The sequence below is a fragment of the Ktedonobacterales bacterium genome (genome assembly GCA_036557285.1).
Classification (GTDB): domain Bacteria; phylum Chloroflexota; class Ktedonobacteria; order Ktedonobacterales; family DATBGS01; genus DATBHW01.
Genome location: DATBHW010000007.1, coordinates 117,465 through 137,993 on the forward strand (window position 1 = coordinate 117,465; position 20,529 = coordinate 137,993).

Sequence of the window (20,529 nt, forward strand, 5' to 3'; positions counted from 1 at the left end):
GCCCATCATCCGCAGCAGTGCCGCCAGCATCCCACAGAGCCATCCCAGAGGCGCTGCGGTAAGGCTAGCTGCACTGCAACGGCGAGATCAAGGGTCTACCCGTGAGAGCCTGTCGAGCGACCGGGGGTGCTGTGCAGTGCGACAGCTTGTTTCGACAATGAATCATCCTTGATCCTGGCCCCGGCAGCATCCACATCAATATTGTAGAGACGCGCGGCATTGAGGCCGAGAATCTTGCGCCTGGTTTCCAGGTCCATCTTCACATTAAACTCAGCCTGGAGATCCTCTGGAATCTGGAAAGCCATAAACTTCTCGATGAGCCACTTTGGCTCCCAGATCGCGTAGTCACTCCCGAAGAGGATTTTATCTGGCCCGATCCAGAAGAGGAGGTTCGCCATCACTTCGGCGAAGTAGCGTGGACGAGGATGTATGAAAGGAAGGACCACCGCCAGGCCAGCATAGACATTGCTTTCCTGCGTGGCAATCCAGCAGAAATCCTCAAGGCGCGGCAGCCCGCAGTGCTCAACGATGAAGTTCAGGTCAGTGAACTCAGAAGCCGCATCATCCACATCGGCCACATCAAAGGCGTCGCGGTTCAGCGGGTAAATCGTTGGCCCTTTGTGTACGTGGATATTGGTAATACCAAGCTTGACACACTCAGCCAGGAAGCGATACGACTCAGGATCAGAGAGTTTGTAGCCCTTGGAACCACCTCGCCACTCTGCGGTGTACAGCTTGACCCCTTTGATATCCCATTCCCCCTTTTGGCGGCGCAAGTAGTCTAATCCAGCCTCACCCTCGCGTGGATCAAAGGCCCCGTTGAGGATATACCGGTCGGGGTAAGCTTTTTTCATCACGCTGTTCTGCTCAATCGTGTTGAAGCCATTTTTGTAGAAGTCGGTCAAATAGGTGGGCTGGAGAACGGCAAGATCAACGTAGCCTTTGACGAACTGGTCGTGTACCATGTCATCTGGAGAGTACTTCTCATAATGCTCCAGAGTCCAGACATATTCGGGAGGAGAAAGGTTTTTGTGATAGGCATAGAAGCAATCAATCCAGCCCCGGCCATATTTGTTGGCCTGGTTTTCGGGGCTGGCATCCCAAAGATGGGAGTGCGCGTCAATGACAAATACCCCGTCTCCATTGTCGGTTCGATACATATCCGGTGTACCTCCTGTTCCTGCCTAGCTTGCTGCTCAAAGGACTGCACCTGATCGCAGAACGAGTACGCAAACACCAAGAAGACCCATCATCGTTGGTGAGAAACGGGCCATCTTCCCTGTGGCGTGGGTACGTAACGGAGAAATGTACGTGACGAACTAAGAGGAATGGATTAAGAGGGACATAAAGCAGGATGCGATGAAACCAGATCAAGGAACTTCGTGAGCAAGTATACCATAAGGATAGCAGGTTTTGTAGTGGTCGGATGATACGGAAATCGCAGCCCTTCCCGTTTCGATTCCCTCCCGACCTCAAAGGGGCAGACACCATTTTCGCAGCATACAGACGTTAACAGATTGGCACATACGCCCTCGGACGGCGCTCCAAGAGGCACGAAGAGGCGTCGCCCTGTTATCAAGCGAGCGATTAAGCACACTAGCAACCGCCTTGAGTCACTCCCGAATGGCGCGGGCTTCGTATGTGCTGATGGCGGGCAGACAACTGAGAAAGGCCGTCAGATATTCAGGGTCACTCGGACGAAGCGTGATCAGCCCAAAATAGCACATACTCCCCTCAGGGAAGATCTCATACCCCTCGTCGTCATCCTCCGCCCCGAAGGCGAACTGTCGCTCTCGCACGACAAGTTCCCGCTGCAAAAGCTCCTTCAACTGCGCTACGGCGTGTGGATCGCCCTCCTCAGAGAGTGTGCCATCTGCGCCCATAAACGCTACCACCTGGCCTGTCTTCAGGTCATGGATGCTATAATTTTTTGCGACAGACATTGGTTGCCCTTTGGCCTTTCCTGGAAAGCACCGAAACATTCCTGCTCTGCCCAAACGCGACCGTTGGCACTTCTGGTGCGACAGCCGGGTGTGCTTTCAATACCAGCAGCAGGTCGTACCCAGTTGCTAGTCACATCCTCTTTTTTAATGATACGCTGATCGCCCGCCGCTTTCAATACCATCAGCGAGTCAGGAGCGATCTGGAAGCTCTCGAACGTGTTTGCGTTCTTGCTATGGGGATCCTTCCCTGATCCTGTTCTGCCTGCTATCCCACCCGCTGAGCTTCCAATTCCTCTTGCATGCGCCAGGTCTGCCCATCGTCCTCAGAAACAAAGTTGCTCCAATGAAAGGAGCGGCTTGTGATCTGCGAAAAGATCCAGCGCAGCGGCTGCCCTTTGAGATTTGGTCCCTCGATCCAGATCTCGTCTCCAACAGGCCGGGCGGTAAGAGTTCGTACCACCTGGTTGACTGGCCCATGCCAGGAGATTTTCCATGCATCTATGCTCGGATCATAGAAGCGCAGCGTGGAACCCCATTCCACTATGGGCTGGCCGCGACGCAGGTTTTCTCGTGTTGGGAAGATCCAGACATCCTGGATAGCCCGGCCATCCAGCACCCAGGCGAAATGCATCTCACCTTTTCCTGTTTGGCCGACCACGCCTTCGGGCTGATAACCTGTCCAATCGACATCCCAATCGCCGACAAACTGTCCAAAGAGCTGGAGTTTGTCGGCCAATTCGGGATGCGGCCCAGAGGCAAGCAGCCCTTCCAGGACTGTCCCTGGCTGAGAGGGAATGCCATCCCCAGGCAGCCTCATCTCCACCCGCTTCCAGATGCCTGGATAGTCCAAGACCAGTCCCTGGGCATCAACCGGCAGATCAGCGGTAAAATTGCTCTCCACACCTTCGTAGCGGTAGATCCCGCCAGAAGCTGTGCGGGAAAGGCAGGTATACCGCTGCCGAACCGGGCGGACGGAAAGATCTGGAACGGTAAAATAGACGACCAGAAGATCCCTGCCCTCGCCAGGTGCGAGCGCCAGGCGGCGAAGGGGAAGCGTGTTGGTAAAGGGGGTGCAGGAAATATCAATATCCAGGCAGCCATCCAGGGCTGAGCAGGCAACGCCTGCGGCATCTGTCCAGTGCCCCTGACCATCAGTAGACAGATGCACAGTCCGGCCTTGCTCTCCGTCAACCTTAAGGAGACATTCCCGAACGTTCCAGCCGCGATCCACCCATACCTGATACCAAAGGCGAAAGGGGGTAGTGTCCTCAATGCCAAGCACGAGACTGTCGGCGACAATACCCGTGTCGTTTTCCACCAGGTGTAACTGCTCCAGGCCGGGCAGTTCTAGAGGGGTCCACCAGACATGAGATTCCATCGAAATACCTCCATTGTTGTTAACCAGCAATCATGATATGATAGTAACATGAGCTAAACAAACATGTCAAGAGCAAAATCATTTAGGCGGTTAACATGAGAACCGAAGACAGTCAAGTGGCCCCAGGAACGTTGGAGGTGGTGCGCACCTTTCTCAATACCTGGCGGATTCCGAACGACACCCGCGAACCAACCGATGAACTCGCCTCGCTTGAGGCCATGCAGCGTTTTTACTCCACCTGGTTTGGGGATTCGGGTGGGGACTCAGGGGTCTTCATTGTGCCCCAACTGGTGCAGAAGCTGCGCGCGGATCTGCGGAGCATCCTGGGGACAAGCGATGTGCTGATTCTGAGCGAGTGGCTAGCCAGGCAGCCGGTCGAAGCGATGCTCTCATCCGGTGCAGAGGGAATGCCGATCCTCTCGTACAGACCTGCAAGGGTTCAGGGATGCAGATTGTGCGCCGAGGTGCTGGCGCTGGTCGTGGAAGCGATCTCGCGCTCCACCTGGATGCGGCTGAAGGCATGCCCGGACTGTCAATGGGTCTTTTACGATCACACCAAAAATAAGAATAAGGTCTGGTGCCTCATGACCGCTTCGGGGCCACAGGGGCGATCCTGTGGTTCGATCTCCAAGGTCCGAAGCTTTCGCGAACGACAAAAAGCGAGAGTATCCACAGCAAGGCATCAAACAGAGCCACATTATAGCGGCCCGCAAGGTGAGCGTAGCAGGTGCGGGCAGCAATGAGTTGGGGTGATTTCCAGAGCCTGGCCGGGACCATCCCAGCCACCACGGTGAGTGACTCAACCAACTGGCCCACCGACGCATCCCGTAAAGAGTGGATCGCTCTCAGGCATCACCTCTCCTGATCTATTGAAAGACATCAGCACGCCATGATATATTAGATACATCAGATATTTCTGATATGTTACGGCATTTTCACCCCCTTGTCCAGTCGCCAGGTGATCGGCAGCGGAGAGGGTTCCTACTCGCGCCGGGCCTATCGCGCTCGGCCTCACTACGAGGGCATCATGAAGCAGCAACCTTATGAATGGAGCAGAGACGATGACATCACCCTTCCGCGAGGTGCTGGAACAGACCTTGACCCACGCGCTGACGTATCTTGAGCAGCTTGAGCAGACACCGGTTGGCGCGACAACTTCGCTGGCTGAACTGCGTCAACGGTTGGGGCGGCGGCTCCCGAATGCCGGGAGAGAGGCTGCCCAGGTCATTGACGAACTGGTCGCTGATGTGGCTGGTGGCATCGTCGGCAGCGCGGGCGGGCGCTTTTTCGGGTGGGTCATTGGCGGCGCGCTTCCCGCCGCTCTTGCCGCCGATTGGCTCACGGCGACTTGGGATCAGAATGCGGCCCGCTCTACCGGCGGCCCAGCCATAGCCGTGATCGAAGAAGTCTGCGGCACCTGGCTGAAAGAGGTCTTGGGGCTGCCACCGGGAGCAAGTTTTGCGCTAGTCTCCGGGTCGCAGATGGCACATGTGACCTGTCTTGCGGCGGCGCGTCACGCGTTGCTGACGAAACGTGGCTGGGATGTGGAACGTCACGGACTTGCAGGCGCACCGCGTCTGCGCGTACTAACCAGTACCGAACATCACAAGTCGCTGGAGCGAGCGGTGCGCTTGTTAGGTCTGGGGACACAGTCCCTGCTTGAGTTGCCCGTCGATGAACGCGGACGCCTACTCCCCACCACGCTGAGCCAGGCGCTTACCGAGCAGCCGGACGCCTCCACTATTATCGTGCTCCAGGCAGGCGATCTCAATATCGGCGCGTATGATCCCTTTGCCGACCTCATTCCACTAGCCCACCACTTCAATGCCTGGGTCCACATTGATGGCGCCTTTGGACTCTGGGTGCAAGCCTCGCCCGCCTACCGTCATCTCCTCCAGGGGGTAGAACAGGCGGACTCCTGGGGAGCGGATGGACATAAATGGCTCAACACTCCCTATGACTGTGGCTATGCCTTTGTCGCCCACCCGGAAGCGCACCGCACTGCGCTGTCTCAGCGGGCAAGCTACATCGTGCATACGGAAGCGGCTCGTGATCCAAGCGAATGGAATCCTGAATGGTCGCGGCGCGGGCGCGGGGTAGCGACATATGCTGCCCTACGACAACTAGGAAGGGAGGGGATTGCTGCTCTGATTGAACGCTGTTGCCATCACACCCAGACGCTGGTCACAGAGATCGGGAGATTGCCTGGCGCCGAAGTCGTCTGGACACCGCAGATCAATCAGGGGTTGGTCCGTTTCCTGGAGAGCAGACCTGATGCCAAAGAGGCGCATCACGACCAGCGTACCGACGCCGTGATCGCCCGGATTGCCGAGACGGGCGAAGCCTTCTTCAGCGGGACAACCTGGCGTGGACAACGCTGTATGCGGGTCTCGGTCTGCAACTGGCAAACGAACGAACAAGACGTGGCACGCGCCATCGCGGCGGTCGAACGGGTTCTGAAGTAGGGAAAAAAACAAACGCCAGCTTGCCAAAGGTGATGATCACTCTTGATACACAGATGTTTCAACACACCGGAGGGAACAGAGCCGAAAAAACCTCCGACTGGTGGTTCAGCAGCGTAGAGAAATGGCCCTCCTCCGGGTAGGAGGTCGCTGTGCACCCGGCGAGCTTTCCCGCCATGGCGCGCGCCATCCCAATCGGCACGTTGGTATCGCGGACCCCATGCCAGAGGAAGAGCGGCCGGAAGGCCAGGTCCTCGAGCCTGAATCCCCAGTCGCGTCCGTACAGCCGGCCCTCGTAGACGGCTCCCCGCACTCCCTGGTGATAGGTCTCTCGGGCGGAGGCGGCCAGCCCCTCGACCATCCCAGGGGCCAGGAGAGCCTCGCGGTCCGGCTTCACCATGCGCCGCATCGCCTTCGTGACGGCCTTTCTGGCGCGCTCTTCGTCGCGGAACGAGCGCGCCGTCCCGCTGAGGAGGGGTGTGAGCAACCAGGGAGATCGATGGGCCAGGAACAGGACGAGGCGATTTTGCCGACTCATCCCGGCGGTGCCCAACGGCAGCGGCCCGATGCCCGAAACGATGCCGCAGGAGATCAGCCGCTCGGGAAGCTGAGCCGCACAGGCGAGCGCATAGGGCGCGCCGCCAGAGATGCCCAACACCGCGAAGCGGTCGATGCCCAGGCGCTCGGTCAGCGCGACGAGATCAGCGGGCCAATCGAACAATGAGCGGCGCTCCTGGAAGCTGGAACGCCCGTAGCCCGGTCGATCAAGACTAATGACGCGGACCTGCGCCTGGGCAGCGTGTGCGGAGAGGACTGCCGCCTCGAGGCGCGAGCCTGGATAGCCGTGGCAATAGACGAGAACCTGGCCCTCCACGCTGCCGTACTCGGCAAAGCCGAGCGTGCGGCCATCAGGGAGTGGCATCGTCTGCTCTGTTTTCAAGACGGCGTCGGGGTGCTGCATGGCTCCTCCCAGCTTCGATCACCCGGTCAACGATCTGCTGCGACGAGTATACAGGGGCTGTCAATCGGCGGAGAGGCGTGTGACGCGGGTGGTTGCACCAAGCCGACTCACAGGGGGAGGATCCCCAGCGCCAGGTGCAGCGAGCATGCGGCACGGTGGAGCAGGTACCTCTGAAGCAGCCTCGCCTCCGGTCGTATTCTCGCTGCGCAGAAAGGAAATGGCCCGTCACCCTGAAAATGCACCAGGAATCAGCCACGTACCAGATAGATATGCTTGCTGGGGTTGCAAGTGAGATGCGCCATATATCGGTGGCTTCGCACCCTGTCGGTATGGCTTTCTTTGAATCTCAAACAGGGTCTGGCGCCACTTTGCTTATACGCAGGTAAACAGCAAAACAGCGTGCTGGCAAACGCCTGGGCAAGCCATCATCGGCAGGAATGAGTCCACTTTTGAGCTTGCCTGACGCGTGGAAGAGCCTCAGGCTTCACCGTTCATCGTCTCATGCAGTCTGGTGGTTCTGGGCCTTCGAGGGGCAAGCTGAACCAGAACGTGGAACCCGTTCCTGGAGCGCTTTCGACCCCAACCTGCCCCTGATGCCACTCGATGATCGTCCGGCAAATATGCAGGCCCAAGCCCAGCCCAATGCCACTGCCACTCTGGGCCTCGACCCCCTTGGCCCGATGGAACCGTTCCCAAATGGCTTTCTGTTCTTCAGGTGGCAGCCCCGGCCCTGCATCGCGCACCCAGACCCGCGCCGTCTGCCTGTCCAGCGTGATGCCCACCGCGATGGGTCGATCTTCTGGCGAGTATTTGAGGGCATTGGTCAGGTAGTTGGTCACCACCTGCCCGATGCGGTCCGCATCGGCTGTGACGGGGACACACTGATCAGTTGCACCCTGCACCGCGAGCGTCCGTGCTGGAGCGGCCTGACGCTGCTCCTCGACCGCCGCGCAGATGATGGCAACCAGATTAGCAGGCTCCGGGTGCAGTTCTAGTTTGCCTGCCTGGATGCGCGACACATCGACCAGATCGTTCACCAGGCGGTTCAACCGCTCGGCTTGACGCTCAGCACCCACCACCTGGGCCAGCAATGGCGCCGTCGCTGCGAGGGTTTCCTCGCGCTGGACCGCCTGCTGGATGCGCCGCTCGGCCAATTGCAAGCCGAGTATCAGGCTGGTCAACGGGGTTTTGAGTTCGTGGGCCGCCATGCCCAGGAAGGTATCCATCTGTGCATTGGCCTGGCGCAGCGCGTCCTCCAACTGCTTGCGCTCCGTAATGTCCATCTCCGCGACGACGCCGCCGACAATCGCGCCCGCCTCATTATAGATCGGCGCGGCAGCGTTGAGAATCGTTTTGCGCTGCCCCGCAAAGGTTTCGATCTCCACTTCCTCGCCAGGACACACCTCCCCAGTCTGTAACGCGCGGGCCATAGCCCACTCCTCAGCCGCAATCCGTTTGCCGCTCTCAGGCCACCAGCCTTTATACACGCCATACTCGGAGGTATCGTGCAGGAGTGGCGCCTCCTGGCCCCAGAGCGCCTTTAAGGCTGCATTAGCTTCCAGCAGTTGGCCGTGGGCATCCGCAATGACCACCGCCGAGGGGAGAACCTCGAGGACGGTACGGAGACGCTGGGATTCCAGGGTACTGGTGGCGTGCGCCTCGGCGAGTTGCTGGGACTGGTACTGCGCCTGCCGACGTGCCCAGGCGCTCTGGCTGGCGATCAGGCTGATCGTGCTGGCCGTCACCAGACCCACGGCGACACAGAGCCCATCGACGGGGCCATTCAGCATCCCGGGCATATACGCGGGCACCACCACACACTTCAGCAGCGCCGTACCCACCAGGACGGCCAGCAGGCTTGGACCGGCTCCCCAGGTGAGGGCGACCACCACGATCCCCAAGATAGTCAGCGTACCTTGCACTGCAAAGGCAGGCAGCAGATGGTCCAACTGGAGTGTCAGGATGACGGCTAGCAGTTCGATCAGGACAGCCAGCAGATAGCCAACCAGGGGATGGCGCCAGCGTGCTGGCAGCCACAGGGGAGCAAAGGTGTGGGTCTGAAGCCAGGTCCAGGGAGCCAGGATGGCTCTCAGGTTGTGGGAGGGCAGTCGCCGCAGGGGAGCAGACGCTGGTGGAGGCGCCTGCGCGCGAACGTCAAGAGCGGGGTTCCTGGCTGGGTGCTCTGGGTGGGCGCTCAAAAAGACCTCCATTCACAGTGTTGCTTGGGAGTTTGCTCGTGAGGGCGTGGAATCAACCGGGAAGCGTTACAAGGGAGAAGCGAGCAGGGAAGGAAGGTGCAGAGCAGGAAGCCAATCCGTACCGAACGACTATTGAGTTGCACAAGATTCTACCACAATGGACCCAGCCATGACAAGACGACAGGGGGTGTAGAAGGGCATCGCATCGCCTGGTTCGCAGCGCGCTGCTCGTTGGATGAAACCTGCTGTCCTATGAGAACGCAGCGGTTCCCAGCGCTGGCCCAGCCTGTATTGGTGCATGAAGATACGTAGAAAGTGGGTCTTGTAAAGCTTTGCCAGGGTGTCGCGCTATCGACATGGTGCGCTAACCCGGCTCAGTCTTCCGACTCCTGAAGGACTGAGCCTGGAAGCCATTCTGGATGCTGGCGAACGCTTACCAGGAATAGCAGCCTTATGGGAGATTGCCACACCAGAAGAGCGGCGTGAGATGGTTATCCTACTCTTGGAAGCTGGCGGCCTATATTACGATTTGGAACACAAGATGATTGCGGCTATTAAGCCACGTTCAGCTTGGTTGCCAGTGTTACGAATGGCTCAGGGATTGGAAGAGAGCCAGGAAGTTCCCGGCATGCTCGTTATCAGAGAATGGCAGCAGCAACAGTAGCTTTCAGGGGCAAAAGAAACCACCGGAATCACTCAAGCATCCCGGTGGTTTTAGCGTGCCCGACTGGATTCGAACCAGCGGCCTTTGGCTCCGCAGGCCAACGCTCTATCCACTGAGCTACGGGCACCAATATTGAAAGCGACGTGCTTTCCCACGCGCACTAATAAGCATACCGCACTGGCGCTGGAATGTCAAGCATTTCCCAGCAGCCTTTTTGCCAGGCAATCATCGTTTGATCAGCGTACCCAACAAGCCAGGGGTTCTCACATCCTTACCAGCGGTCATCCGCTTGCGCCCGGCAGTTCTTTCAGTTATGCTGCTGCATAGACAGCCAAAGCAGTTGACATCCCAACGGCTGAGCGCAGATCACACGCCCAAGACTTTCCGCTGAGCAGAGAAGGAGCAGCAGCCACTATGAGCATCACGCAAAGCCAGGAACTTCTCGTCCACACCGCGCATGGCGTGCGGACCATTACCCTCAATCGGCCTGATCGCCTGAACGCTCTCAACACGGCGCTGGCCGAAGCCATTCAGGCGGCTATTGCTGACGCCTCCACCGACGACACGGTGCGCGTGATCGTCCTGACCGGAGCCGGGCGCGGCTTCTGCGCCGGGCTTGACCTGAGCGATGGCGGCGCATCAGCGCCTCTGGATGGGCAGGACCGCCACACCAGGCTTGACGTACTGGGCTGGGTAGGCCGCCAGGCGCTCACCCTGACGCAGTGCGATAAACCCATCATCGCGGCCATCAACGGCGCAGCGGCAGGGGCGGGCCTTTCGCTGGCGCTGGCCGCCGATATTCGCCTGATGGCAGCGGGAACACGCATCACCACCGGCTACCTGCGCCGGGGGCTGGTCCCCGATGGCGGCATGGCCTATTTCCTGCCGCGTCTGGTCGGCGCATCGCGCGCCGCCGAACTGATTCTCACCGCCCGCGACATCAGCGCGGAAGAAGCGGAGCGCATCGGCCTGGTCAGTCGTGTCTTGCCTGCGGAGGGCTTTCAGGAAGTAGTTGCCAGCTACGCCGCCGACCTTGCCAGCGGCCCGCCCGTTGCCCAGACGCTCGCCAAGCGCCTGCTCATACAAAGCCCCGATCTCGACCTGCGCACCATGCTGCAACTGGAACTCGCCAGCATCAAAACATGCTTCACTACCGAAGATGTGCGCGAAGGCATGATGGCCTTCCTGCAAAAACGCAAACCAATCTTCCAGGGAAAATAGCTCGGCTGCTTCTTGACAGGCTCCGCCCCAACATGCTAGCATGAATAGCGCGCGAGCAGATTGTATGTGCGCTCATCCTCATGCATGGGGATACCTATAGCGGAAACGAGCGGAAACAGCCACACCCAATGGCTGTGTGCTGGCTGTGGGTCTTATTTGTTCCGTCTCCTGCTGGTCGGCGCCAGGGAGCGTCTCGATCACATCTCGATCACAAAGGAGTGCCATATGCCAACGAAGGTCACGATGCCGAAGCTGGGCGAGTCAGTAGCCGAGGGAACCGTCGGACGCTGGCTCAAAAAAGAGGGCGACACGATTGAACTCGATGAGCCGCTGGTAGAGATCATCACCGATAAAATCACCCAGGAAATGCCCTCGCCATTCGCTGGCCGCCTGCTAAAAATCTCTGTCCAGCAGGATCAGACCGTCAAAGTCGGTACAGAAATCGCGCAGATCGAGGAGACGGCCACGACTCTGGCAGACGCGCCAGCCAACATAAGCGAGCCAGCCGCCGCTCCGGCTGCCAGCGCCTCGGCTTTCGGCCCTACCAGATCAGCAGCGCCGATCTCGGCTCCCGCCCCGCGCCCCGCAGCGGTCAACGGCCAGCGCCAGCGCATCTCGCCCCTGGCCCGACGAATGGCGCAGGAACATCAGCTTGATCTTGATGCCGTCGCGGGAACCGGCGAAGGGGGCCGGGTGCGCAAAGAAGATATTCTGGCGTTCCTGGCCCAGCGCGAGCAAGCCCCAGCAGCCAGAGCCGCTGCGCCCACCCCAGCGCCCATTGTGACTGCTGCCCCTGCCGCGCCTTACACACCCGCCGCAGACGAAGAGGTACTGCTGGTTTCGCCCATCCGGCGGGCCATTGCCGAGCATATGGTGCGCAGCAAACATACCTCGCCACACGCCACCACCATGATCGAAGTTGATATGACCAATATCGCCCGCTGGATCGAGCGCAACAAAGACGAGTTCAAGCAGCGCGAGGGCTACAGTATCACCTTTGTAGCCTTTGTCATGAAGGCTGCTGTCGAGGCGCTGAAAGACGTGCCAACGATGAACGCCTCCTGGGTCAACGACCAGATTATCCTGAAAAAGCGCGTTCACCTGGGCGTGGCTGTCTCCACCGATGCCGGGTTGATGGTCCCTGTCGTCCATGACGCCGACACCAAAAGCCTGGCCGGGCTGGCGCGCGCGGTCAGCGACCTTGCCACGCGGGCGCGAACCAATAAGCTGACCCTACAAGATATGCAGGGCGCGACCTTCACCGTCAACAACCCTGGCGTCTTTGGCACGATTATCTCGGTACCCATCATCAACCAGCCGCACGCGGGCATCCTGAGCATGGATGCCGTCGTCAAACGCCCCGTCGTCATCGAGGATGACGCCATCGCCATCCGCTCGATGATGTTCATCAGCCTCTCGTTCGACCATCGCATCAACGACGGCCTGGGCGCGGCGAGTTTCCTGGGCATCGTCAAGCGCCGCCTCGAAAGCTACGGCAGCGAAATCAACGTGTATTAAAAGCAACCAGGGTTCTACCAACAGCAGGGGGCCACTACTTGTAGCGCCAGCTTCTAGCTGGCCCATCGTTGGCCGCCTGGAAGGCGGCGCTACAGGTGGTATCAGCAAGGATACCACCGAGTGGGGTATCAGTCTCCGCGCTGCCTGCCCCGCAGTTCGCGGCCCAGCGTCAGCGCCAGCCCGCCAACGATCAACGCGATAAAGAGAATGGCAACCACCACGTTGGGCGCCTGCGCAGCCTTGCCTAACACCGCCGCCAGCCCAAACGCCAGCAGCACCGCCGCCAGGAGGATCGCATCGCCAGCAAAGAAGAAATAGGTCGCTTTGAGGGCGCTGCTAAGACGCTTCATCGCAGCGCCTCCTCAGAAGATAGCTCTACCGCACCGGCCAGAGAAGCTTTGCGCGGGGGCGCATACGGGCGCAGCCAGAGAATCAGCGCCCCAGCAGCGGCAAGATAGAAGGCTATCAGAACCAACAGAAACAAATCGTCATGCCACCACGAGATACCCAGGCCCTCCCCACCCCAGAACGTGCCGAAGCTGGTAAGCATGATGCCAACCACGAACTTGAGCGTGTTTTCCGGTACCCGCTGCAACGGCGCGCGCGCCAGCGCCCCCAGAGCGCCGATCACCAGCAGCGCCCCCGCCGCGCCCAGCGCCGCGATCTGGATACCATCTGTCGGTTTCAGGCTGTTGGCCTGCACCCCGAAGGTCACAACGATAAACGCCACCTCCAGCCCTTCCAGCAGGACACTCTTAAAGGCCGTCACCAACCCGAAGGGATCGACCCGTCTTGCAGGAGCCAGCCCCTTCGCGCGCAGTTCGGCTTGCTGCTCCTCATAGATCGCCTCTTCGTCGTGCAGCGCCTTCAGCCGCGCATAGCGCAGGATCGCTTTCTTCAGCCACTTGAGGCCAAAAAGCACCAGGAACAGTCCCACCACCAGCCGCAGCGCCTCAATCGGCACAAACTGCACCAGCGCGGCGCCAAAGACGCCGACGATCAGCGCCAGCGCCACCACCGCCAGCGCAGTTCCCGCGAGCGAGCTGCGCCAGTTGATGGTGACTCCCACCACCAGCACAATCGTAAAAGCCTCAACGAATTCGACTGCCGAAGCCAGAAAGGCCGCAGCAAAGACCGCCCAGAGCTGTGCCGTCATATCACCCTCTGTTCCTGTCTTTCCCCTGGATATTAGAGAATATATTAGAGAATGTCTTCTATGATCTCGCCCATCAGACCCCGGCGACGGCGGTGATACCCATAGTCCCCACCATCTTCAAGGCCGCGAATCAACTCCTCGCCAATCACCGCCGCCGCAATACCGCCAGCCACGCCCAGGCCAATCTTCCCGGCGTTGCTGCCCATCAGATTCTGGAAGAAGCCGCCTGGCTGTCCCTGCACCCCTGCCGGTGTTGGCACGCCAGCCAGGCTTGTGCCACACTGCGTACAGAAGGCCGTCCCGGCTGGTACCGCGCCCGTGCAGGTGGGGCAGCGCATCACTTGCTGGGGCATGCCCATCATCGGCTGCATCCCTGGTTGTATGCCTGGCTGCATCCCTGGCTGCATCGGCGGGCCATAGTGCGCGCCGCAGTGGGTGCAAAACGCCGCGCCAGCCTGCATGGGATAACCACACTGCGTACAATTCGAGGGGCGCTGCCCGCCCTGTGCCAGCGCCGACGCCGGAGCGCCCGCGCCCTGGATTCGCGCGCCGCAGTGCATACAGAAGGGCGTATTCCCATTCGTCGCCTGACCGCAGCTTGGGCAGGCAGCCACCGCCGGGGACGCTGCCGCCTGGCCGGTAATATGCGCGCCGCACATCGAGCAGAAGGGCGCATTTGCATTCAGCGCCGAACCGCAGCTTGGGCAGCTTGTGGGCGCGGTGGTCGGGGTCGCCTGCGCCGTCGCAGCCATCAGGGGCGTGCCACAGTGCATACAGAAAGGCGCGTTCCCATTCACATCGCCGCCGCAATGCGAACAGCGCGAAAGGCCGGGCGCGGCTGCATCCCCTGTCCCTGGCGACGCTGAATACTGTGTGTAGGTGGGAGGGCTGCTGCCTGGGGGAGCCGCCTGATACTGCTGGTAGAGTGTCGGAGTCTCAGCCGATGCCATGCGCGCCCCACAGTTGGGGCAAAACTTCTGCTCGGCCTGTAATGCAAAACCACAGGAACAGGTTGTCATGCTTCTCGCCTCCTGGTTCGACTTCACTGCGCACGAGCGCGCCGCTCATGGAACCTCCCCACCCTCATAGCCTTACGGGTGGGCCGCAGCCAAAGTACTAGCCCTTTTGTGTAGTGTAGCATAGGTCTGCCAGAGGTACAACCTTCCAGCAAAGCAGCGGTCCTACCAAAAAGCGGGGGCGCCACCTGTAGCGCCGCCTTCCAGGCGGCTCAACGCTGGCCGCCTGGAAGGCGGCGCTACAAGTAACACGCCTCGCTTACCAACACCTCATGTGTGGTGGAACCCAAAGCAGCCAGGGCAGCCGACACAAAAAAGCGTCCGAGGTGAACCTCGGACGCTCAAGCCCATCTTGAGAAGCACAACACGCATAGCCGCTCACACACACTCGCGCAGCTTGTAGGCGGTGCTGGCGTGGCGCAGCTTCATCAAGGCCACCATTTCTAACTGGCGCACACGCTCGCGCGAGATGTTCAGTTCGCGCCCCACCTCCAACAGCGTGCGGCTGCGTCCATCCCCGATGCCATAGCGCAGCGTCACCACCGCGCGCTCGCGCGTCGTCAGCGTAGACAGCGCGCGATGCAGTTCCTCACCGACCAGATGCCGCGAGGCAATATCCGCCGGAGCCTGCGAGGCTCGATCCTCCAGAGTATCGGCCAGGGAGTAGCGGTTCTCGGTATCCGCCGGGGCATCCAGCGAAACCGGCTGCTCGGTAACATGCAGCAGATCGTCCACCTCTTCCAGCGGCATGCCCGCCGCCTCAGCAATCTGCTCTGGCAGGGGATCAAGGCCGCTCTCCTGGGAAATCTGCGCTGCCACCCGGCGGACCTTGCGCAGCCGCGTCGCCACATGCTCCGGTAAGTGAATCAGCCGCGATTGCTCGCCCGCCGCGCGGCTCACTGCCTGGCGAATCCACCAGGTCGCATAGGTGCCAAAATGCGTGCCGCGCTGATAATCGAACTTCTCAGCGGCGCGCATCAGGCCCATGTTGCCTTCTTGAATCAGATCAATTAAGGGTACACCGCTGTTCACATAGCGGCGAGCGATAGCGATCACCAGCCGCAGATTCGCCTCTACCAGTCGCCGCCGGGCGCGCGTATCGCCTGCCGCCGCGCGCTTCGCCAGCAGCAGTTCTTCTTCATGCGAGATCAACGACAGCCCACGAATATCATGCAGATAACTCTGAAAGGCATCCTCAGACCCATCAGCCCCCTGGAACGTCCTCCGGGAGCGGCCTTCATAGAGCGCCTCCAGCGCCGAATCATCCAGGTCTAAATCCGGCAACTCTTCAGCGGTGTCGCTGGCCTCATCTGGTTCCGCGTCAGCGATCTCAGCCCTCACCAGGGCCTCTTGAAACGCTGCTAAATCCATCTCGGCAGGAAGAGCGACATTAAGCGCCTCAAAGGCAGAGAGATCGACCATCTCGGCAGCCATCCGATCAGTCGTCTCCATCTCTTCGGCCTCGTCAGCTTCCGGGGTGGCCTGCGCGCTAGGAAGCTCAGCGGCCACGCCTTCCTCCCAGATCAGTTCTTCGCGGGTCTTTTGCACAGGTGTGTGCATGGTGGCCCCTCCTATGTCCTAGACTTCGATCAATCAGCAGATCAAAGGCGCATTGAGTTGAAACGCTGCGTCTGACTCGTCTCACCCAATGCCTGGACAGACATTTACACGGCCTTTGTTAACTATCCGTATCGTCTGAATCCAGTATACTCAACCAGGCATTTGCAAAGCATCCGGTAATCACCTGAGACGATCTAAGGTATTTAATTGATCTTTTGTTCCCCTTTTATTCTCTGGAGCAAGTTGCATGAAGAGGGCCATCCCTTCCCTGAATCAGAACTACCGGGTCCACTCAATAACGCAGTCAACCATATCTCTTTTCACCAGATAATACGTAAGAAGAATCAGGAAAGTTACTTCAACAACTGAAGTATGTACCGACGAACCCACGCATAGACTATGCCAGGAACCGTTACCACTTCCAGCGGATTTTCCCTGGCATAAGTAATACGTCTGCGGGTTCACAGCGGATGGATCACTCGGGGAAGCTGGCCGCGTTCAAGCAGCGCCTGATAGAGCAAAGGCAGGCGTTGACGATCAATCAGCGCCGCAGTGGGCGTCAGGCGGCGGAGTATCAGCGGGGCCAGAGTAGCATCGGCAAGCAAAGCATCCAGCAGGGCGGCCTCCGGCGTCTCCAGGAGCGCCACCCCGCGATACAGGCGCACCCGCTGCGCCTGACGCTCCCATTCCAGCAGCGAATAGCGCATATTCTGCGGTAGGTCTGTCCCCGCCAGGTCTTCCAACCGCTCGATCAACCTCGCGGCGCTTTCGCCGCGCTGAAGCGCGCTCAGCCAACGCTCACGGGTCAGGCGATAGAGCGCCGCCTGATCGAGCGATTGACGTTCCGCCACCTGATCCAAAAAGTACAGTAATGATTCGCTCAGCGGAGGAAGCGCCAGCGCCTCGAAGTTGGGCTGAATCACCAGGCGCCCGCTCTCAGTCTCGGTCAGAGCTTGCGGCCAGGCGCCCTTGCCCAGCAGGGCCAGCCCAACCGGCGAAAGATGATAGGCCAGCGGCTCCCCGGCGGCAGCTTCGTCCAGGTCCACCGCGCCCAGCCAGAAAAGCGGCCCCTCAATCACCGCCGCCAGAAACGCGCCCTCAACGCGCAGCCAGCTATCAGAGCGCGAGAGCGCGCCGCCGCGAGGCCGAAAATCCAGGCCAAACGGATTCCCGGCGGCAGAGTAGCGATCAACCTGCCCCCTGCCGCGCGGCGGAAACAACAGGTGAGGCTGGCGCAGACGGGCCAGCGTAAGCAGCGCCATGCGGCTCACCCAGCCTTCCGGCGCCTCCTCGCCCAGCAAACTCAGCGCCACCAGCCGCGCCCGACGCGTCTCAGGGTGCGCCGTCTCCGGCGGCTGTGGACGCAGCGTCACGTCAGGCAGATACAAGAGTTCATTCCAGAACGCGCCATCAAGCCAGGCCGTAAAAGAACGCCTGGCGCGTTCGGCCACCGATTGCGCGAAAAACGTCGGCGCATCCACCGCGCGCAACGTCTCTTCGCGCGCCTCCAGCAATCCCAACGCCTGGGCGAGCAGGCGCAGAAAGAAGAGTCGTCCCGCTTCTTGCTCGCTCCTGATGCCCTCAAGCTCCGTCTTCACGCTCAGCGCCGCGTTCAAGGGGCGCAGCGCCGCTTTAGCAAGCTGCCCATTCGCCAGCAGCGGCAGACCAGCCGATTGCTCGCGCACCGCATGCCAATAGAGATAGAGATCGCGCTGCAACACATCCGCCGAGCCAGAGCGCGGCGCGCGCGGCTGCCAGAGCGCGGCGGACATCTCACCATCCGTAAGGTCCGATTCCTCCAGCAGAGCCAAGACCGACGGCGGAACAACCAGCAGCCCTTCGTGCGCGCCGCTGGCGTATTCGCGCGAGCTAAGCGCGTCCAGCCGCCCCCAGAACACCAGCCCCGACCCCAGCAGCCGACCAACGGCCAGTTCATAGAGGCTGGCGCGCGCCTCTGGGGCGCGCCCGCTGCCGGGTATCAGGCCCGCCGCGATCAGATAGGCGCGCAAATCATAGTTGGGAGCCTGCCCGCCACAGCGCGCCATTTCACGCAGGATAGCCCGCTGCGGCGGCCCCAGCCCACGCAGCGCCTCGCGCAGCGAAGGCGCGTGAAACAGCCTTCGGGCGATCTCTTCCAGGTCCGGGCCGCCCGCCCTCGCTGCGGCGCCTCCCGGCAGCGAGAGGCGTCTGGTTTCGGCGATGGCGCGCAGGTGGCCTGGCGGCGCAGCGCGCAGCAGTTCAAGGTCCGTGAAGAGTCTCATGATCGAGTATCCAGGGGGTATAGCCGCGCCGCTGCATCTCCTCTATCAGCGCCTCGGCGGCATCGGGCCGCAGCATCGCCAGGCCAGCGCCGAGCGAATGATCGATAAACTGCCTCGAAAGGTCCAGGGCCGCCTCCAGTTCGCGCAGCAGCGCCGGATCGCCCACCTCCAGCAGCGCAGCGGATTCATACAGCCGCGCCTGCCCATACAGCCCCACCCAGCGACGCAGTTGGGCCAGCAGCGCGTTGAGCCGAGCGCCAGGGGGATGCCGCTCCAGCCAGGCCAGCCAGCCTTCAAGGTCTTGCCCGGCATCCAGCGAAGCCGCGACACGCGCGCCGCTGGCTCGGAAGCGCAGGGCTTCCCCTGTCGCCCCCGCCGGATCGCACCATCGGAGCAGCATCTCAAGCATATCCGCTCGCAGCGCGGCCAGCGGAGCCAGCAGCGCGCCATCCTCCTCGAATTGAAGCGCGGCGGGCAGCGAAGAAACAGTGATCTCCGCCACCTCTTCAGGCGTCTCATCATCTTTTGCGGCAGTGCCCAGCAAGAACGCGCCAGCGGGCGTGAGGCGAAAGCCTTTGAGCCGCCCTTGCTCATCGAGCGCCAGGTCCACCGCTCCCAGCCAGTGCAGCGCGCGGCGCATCAGCAGGGCAATATAGCGCCCCTCAGCCTGCCGCCACTCGGCGCGAACATCCATCTCAAGCGGCTGACCCCCTGGCAGGCGTTCCAGACGCCACTGGGGCCGCAAGAACGTCTGCTGGCGGCCCCGCAAAAACGCGGGCTGGAAGCGCCAGACGAACTCTACCAGCGAGCTAAAACTCCACCAGCGCCCCGCTGGCGTCCAGCGCAGCAGATTGACGATGAACTCACGCGCCGCCTGACTCTCAGCAGCAATATCCGACGAGCGCCGGGCCTCGCGCTGGCTGAGCCAGCCAACGCGCACGCCAGCATCGCGCAGATCGACCAGTTCGCGCGCCGAATGCGCGTGCAGCCACCGCGTGAACAGATCGCGCCAGACCTCGGCCCCAGGTCTGGCAAGCAGCAAACGATAGGCGCGCAGCAGAGTTTCTCCTGCCCGCTCGTCGGCGCGACTCGTCGGCGTCTGCGGCAGAACCCCCAGCAGGCGCAGCAGCGCCAGGCCAAAGCGAACCCGTTCCGGCGTCGTATTCAGTGGCTGCGCCCACTGCCGGGCCAGCGCGGCATCAAGATCAAGGATGGAACGCGAGGCAGGTTTCTGGCTTACTGCCGACGCTGATCCTGGCGCGCTGCGATCAACCGCCTGAGCAGCGATCAGCAAGAGCAGCGCGGGCAAACCCGCTTCCGCCCGCTGCTCACGCAGCCCCGTTTCTGGCGGCAGCGCCTCCAGCGTCTGCGCATCCGACGCGCTCTGCGCATTCGCTGCTCCCTTCCCCTTCTCTGCCCGCGCTGCTGCCCCAGCGGAAGCTATCAGCGGGGCCAGGGGCAAAACGCGCGGCAGCAGCGCCAGCAGATCATCAGGGATTGACCAGCCAGCCGGGCTGCCTGACTCCGCTGCCTGCCTGGACGATGAACCCGCGCCAAAGACCGGCTGGACCCAGCCGCGCTGGCGCAATCGTTCCAGCGTGAACAAAGCGGCTTCCGGCTCGCCCAACTCCAGGCGCGCAAAAAGGCGCTGAGCCTCGCCTTTGGTCACGCTGCCGTCGGCCAGGGCCAGCAGATTCAAGAAGCGGCGCGCGCCCTGATCCAGATGCTCCAGGTCTGCTAATGTTGGGGCAGGAGCCGCAGCGGCGGCGGATGGGATCGGGGCTGGCGCGCTGGATGGGGCGCGGTCCAAAGTGGGTGCGGGAGGCGCCTCAGCCGCAAGAGCAGCAGCGCGAAACTGTTCTGGATCGCGCACCCACAGAGAGAGGAGCGCGGCCACATGCTCGCAAGGCGCGCGGTCTGTGGGGGTCGAAAGGGCCAGGTCTGGCGGCGGCTGGCTACAGGAACATTGCCAGGCGTCCAGCCCGCTGTCGGCAAAGCGCGCCAGCGCCTCCCTCGTCGTCTCGCCTTCCAGAACCGCTCCCCGCAGCGTCCCAGCCGCGCGCTCGGCCTGACGCACCCGGCCCGTCCGCGCGTATTCCTGCCCGCGCGCCGCCCGCGCCAGGCCGCACAGGCGCACGATCTCCGCCTCGCGCAGATGCAGCAGAGCGGCGGGCAGATACTCATTCACAGC

General features: G+C 61.3%; 15 protein-coding genes and 1 tRNA gene. 4 read left to right on the plus strand and 12 right to left on the minus strand.

Annotated features, from left to right (window positions below; all coding sequences use genetic code 11):
- Positions 1-95: 95 nt before the first annotated feature.
- The 3 genes from VH599_03210 to VH599_03220 all read right to left on the minus strand — a co-directional run bounded on the left by VH599_03210 (position 96) and on the right by VH599_03220 (position 3,321).
- Positions 96-1,160, minus strand: coding sequence for an amidohydrolase family protein (locus tag VH599_03210; GenBank protein HEY7347304.1), 1,065 nt, complete (start codon positions 1,158-1,160; stop codon positions 96-98).
- 453 nt (positions 1,161-1,613) lie between these two features.
- On the minus strand, positions 1,614-1,943 hold the full coding sequence (locus tag VH599_03215) for a hypothetical protein (protein HEY7347305.1): 330 nt from the start codon (positions 1,941-1,943) through the stop codon (positions 1,614-1,616).
- Positions 1,944-2,208: 265 nt separating this feature from the next.
- A complete protein-coding gene (locus tag VH599_03220) occupies positions 2,209-3,321 on the minus strand; it encodes a putative glycolipid-binding domain-containing protein (GenBank protein ID HEY7347306.1) in 1,113 nt (370 codons plus the stop codon).
- A gap of 95 nt (positions 3,322-3,416) precedes the next feature.
- Here VH599_03220 and VH599_03225 point away from each other — a divergent pair, with 95 nt between their 5' ends.
- Together VH599_03225 and VH599_03230 are read left to right on the plus strand one after the other, a co-directional pair.
- Positions 3,417-4,064, plus strand: coding sequence for a CGNR zinc finger domain-containing protein (locus VH599_03225; protein HEY7347307.1), 648 nt, complete (start codon positions 3,417-3,419; stop codon positions 4,062-4,064).
- 318 nt (positions 4,065-4,382) lie between these two features.
- Positions 4,383-5,786, plus strand: a complete 1,404-nt coding sequence (locus tag VH599_03230; protein ID HEY7347308.1) for a pyridoxal-dependent decarboxylase — start codon at positions 4,383-4,385, stop codon at positions 5,784-5,786.
- 58 nt (positions 5,787-5,844) lie between these two features.
- On the opposite strand, the gene VH599_03235 is transcribed toward VH599_03230, so the two are convergent.
- The 3 genes from VH599_03235 to VH599_03245 form a co-directional block, all read right to left on the minus strand.
- Positions 5,845-6,744 (minus strand): alpha/beta hydrolase, encoded by a 900-nt coding sequence (locus VH599_03235; protein ID HEY7347309.1) that lies wholly within the window; start codon positions 6,742-6,744, stop codon positions 5,845-5,847.
- Positions 6,745-7,235: 491 nt separating this feature from the next.
- Positions 7,236-8,942: an ATP-binding protein gene (locus tag VH599_03240; GenBank protein ID HEY7347310.1), complete on the minus strand. Its 1,707-nt coding sequence runs from the start codon at positions 8,940-8,942 to the stop codon at positions 7,236-7,238.
- 718 nt (positions 8,943-9,660) lie between these two features.
- Positions 9,661-9,733, minus strand: a tRNA-Arg gene (locus tag VH599_03245).
- 287 nt (positions 9,734-10,020) lie between these two features.
- Between VH599_03245 and VH599_03250 the strand changes: the two genes are divergently transcribed.
- Entirely contained in the window at positions 10,021-10,827 is an 807-nt protein-coding gene (locus tag VH599_03250; protein ID HEY7347311.1) for an enoyl-CoA hydratase-related protein, read from the plus strand.
- A 225-nt stretch (positions 10,828-11,052) separates the two neighbouring features.
- A complete protein-coding gene (locus VH599_03255; GenBank protein HEY7347312.1) occupies positions 11,053-12,345 on the plus strand; it encodes a dihydrolipoamide acetyltransferase family protein in 1,293 nt (430 codons plus the stop codon).
- Positions 12,346-12,473: 128 nt separating this feature from the next.
- Here the strand turns inward: VH599_03255 and VH599_03260 are convergent, their stop codons facing one another.
- The 6 genes from VH599_03260 to VH599_03285 form a co-directional block, all read right to left on the minus strand.
- On the minus strand, positions 12,474-12,695 hold the full coding sequence (locus VH599_03260) for a hypothetical protein (protein HEY7347313.1): 222 nt from the start codon (positions 12,693-12,695) through the stop codon (positions 12,474-12,476).
- On the minus strand, positions 12,692-13,501 hold the full coding sequence (locus VH599_03265) for a hypothetical protein (protein HEY7347314.1): 810 nt from the start codon (positions 13,499-13,501) through the stop codon (positions 12,692-12,694). Before VH599_03265 ends, VH599_03260 begins: the two co-directional genes overlap by 4 nt.
- 44 nt (positions 13,502-13,545) lie before the next feature.
- Positions 13,546-14,520 (minus strand): zinc ribbon domain-containing protein, encoded by a 975-nt coding sequence (locus VH599_03270; GenBank protein ID HEY7347315.1) that lies wholly within the window; start codon positions 14,518-14,520, stop codon positions 13,546-13,548.
- Between the two features lie 375 nt (positions 14,521-14,895).
- Positions 14,896-16,077 carry a sigma-70 family RNA polymerase sigma factor gene (locus VH599_03275; GenBank protein HEY7347316.1) on the minus strand — a complete coding sequence of 394 codons (1,182 nt, stop codon included), beginning with the start codon at positions 16,075-16,077 and terminating at the stop codon, positions 14,896-14,898.
- 461 nt (positions 16,078-16,538) lie between these two features.
- Positions 16,539-18,338: a helicase-associated domain-containing protein gene (locus VH599_03280; protein ID HEY7347317.1), complete on the minus strand. Its 1,800-nt coding sequence runs from the start codon at positions 18,336-18,338 to the stop codon at positions 16,539-16,541.
- Positions 18,316-20,526 (minus strand): hypothetical protein, encoded by a 2,211-nt coding sequence (locus tag VH599_03285; GenBank protein HEY7347318.1) that lies wholly within the window; start codon positions 20,524-20,526, stop codon positions 18,316-18,318. The genes VH599_03280 and VH599_03285 overlap by 23 nt, the downstream gene beginning before the upstream one ends.
- Between the last annotated feature and the right edge of the window lie 3 nt (positions 20,527-20,529).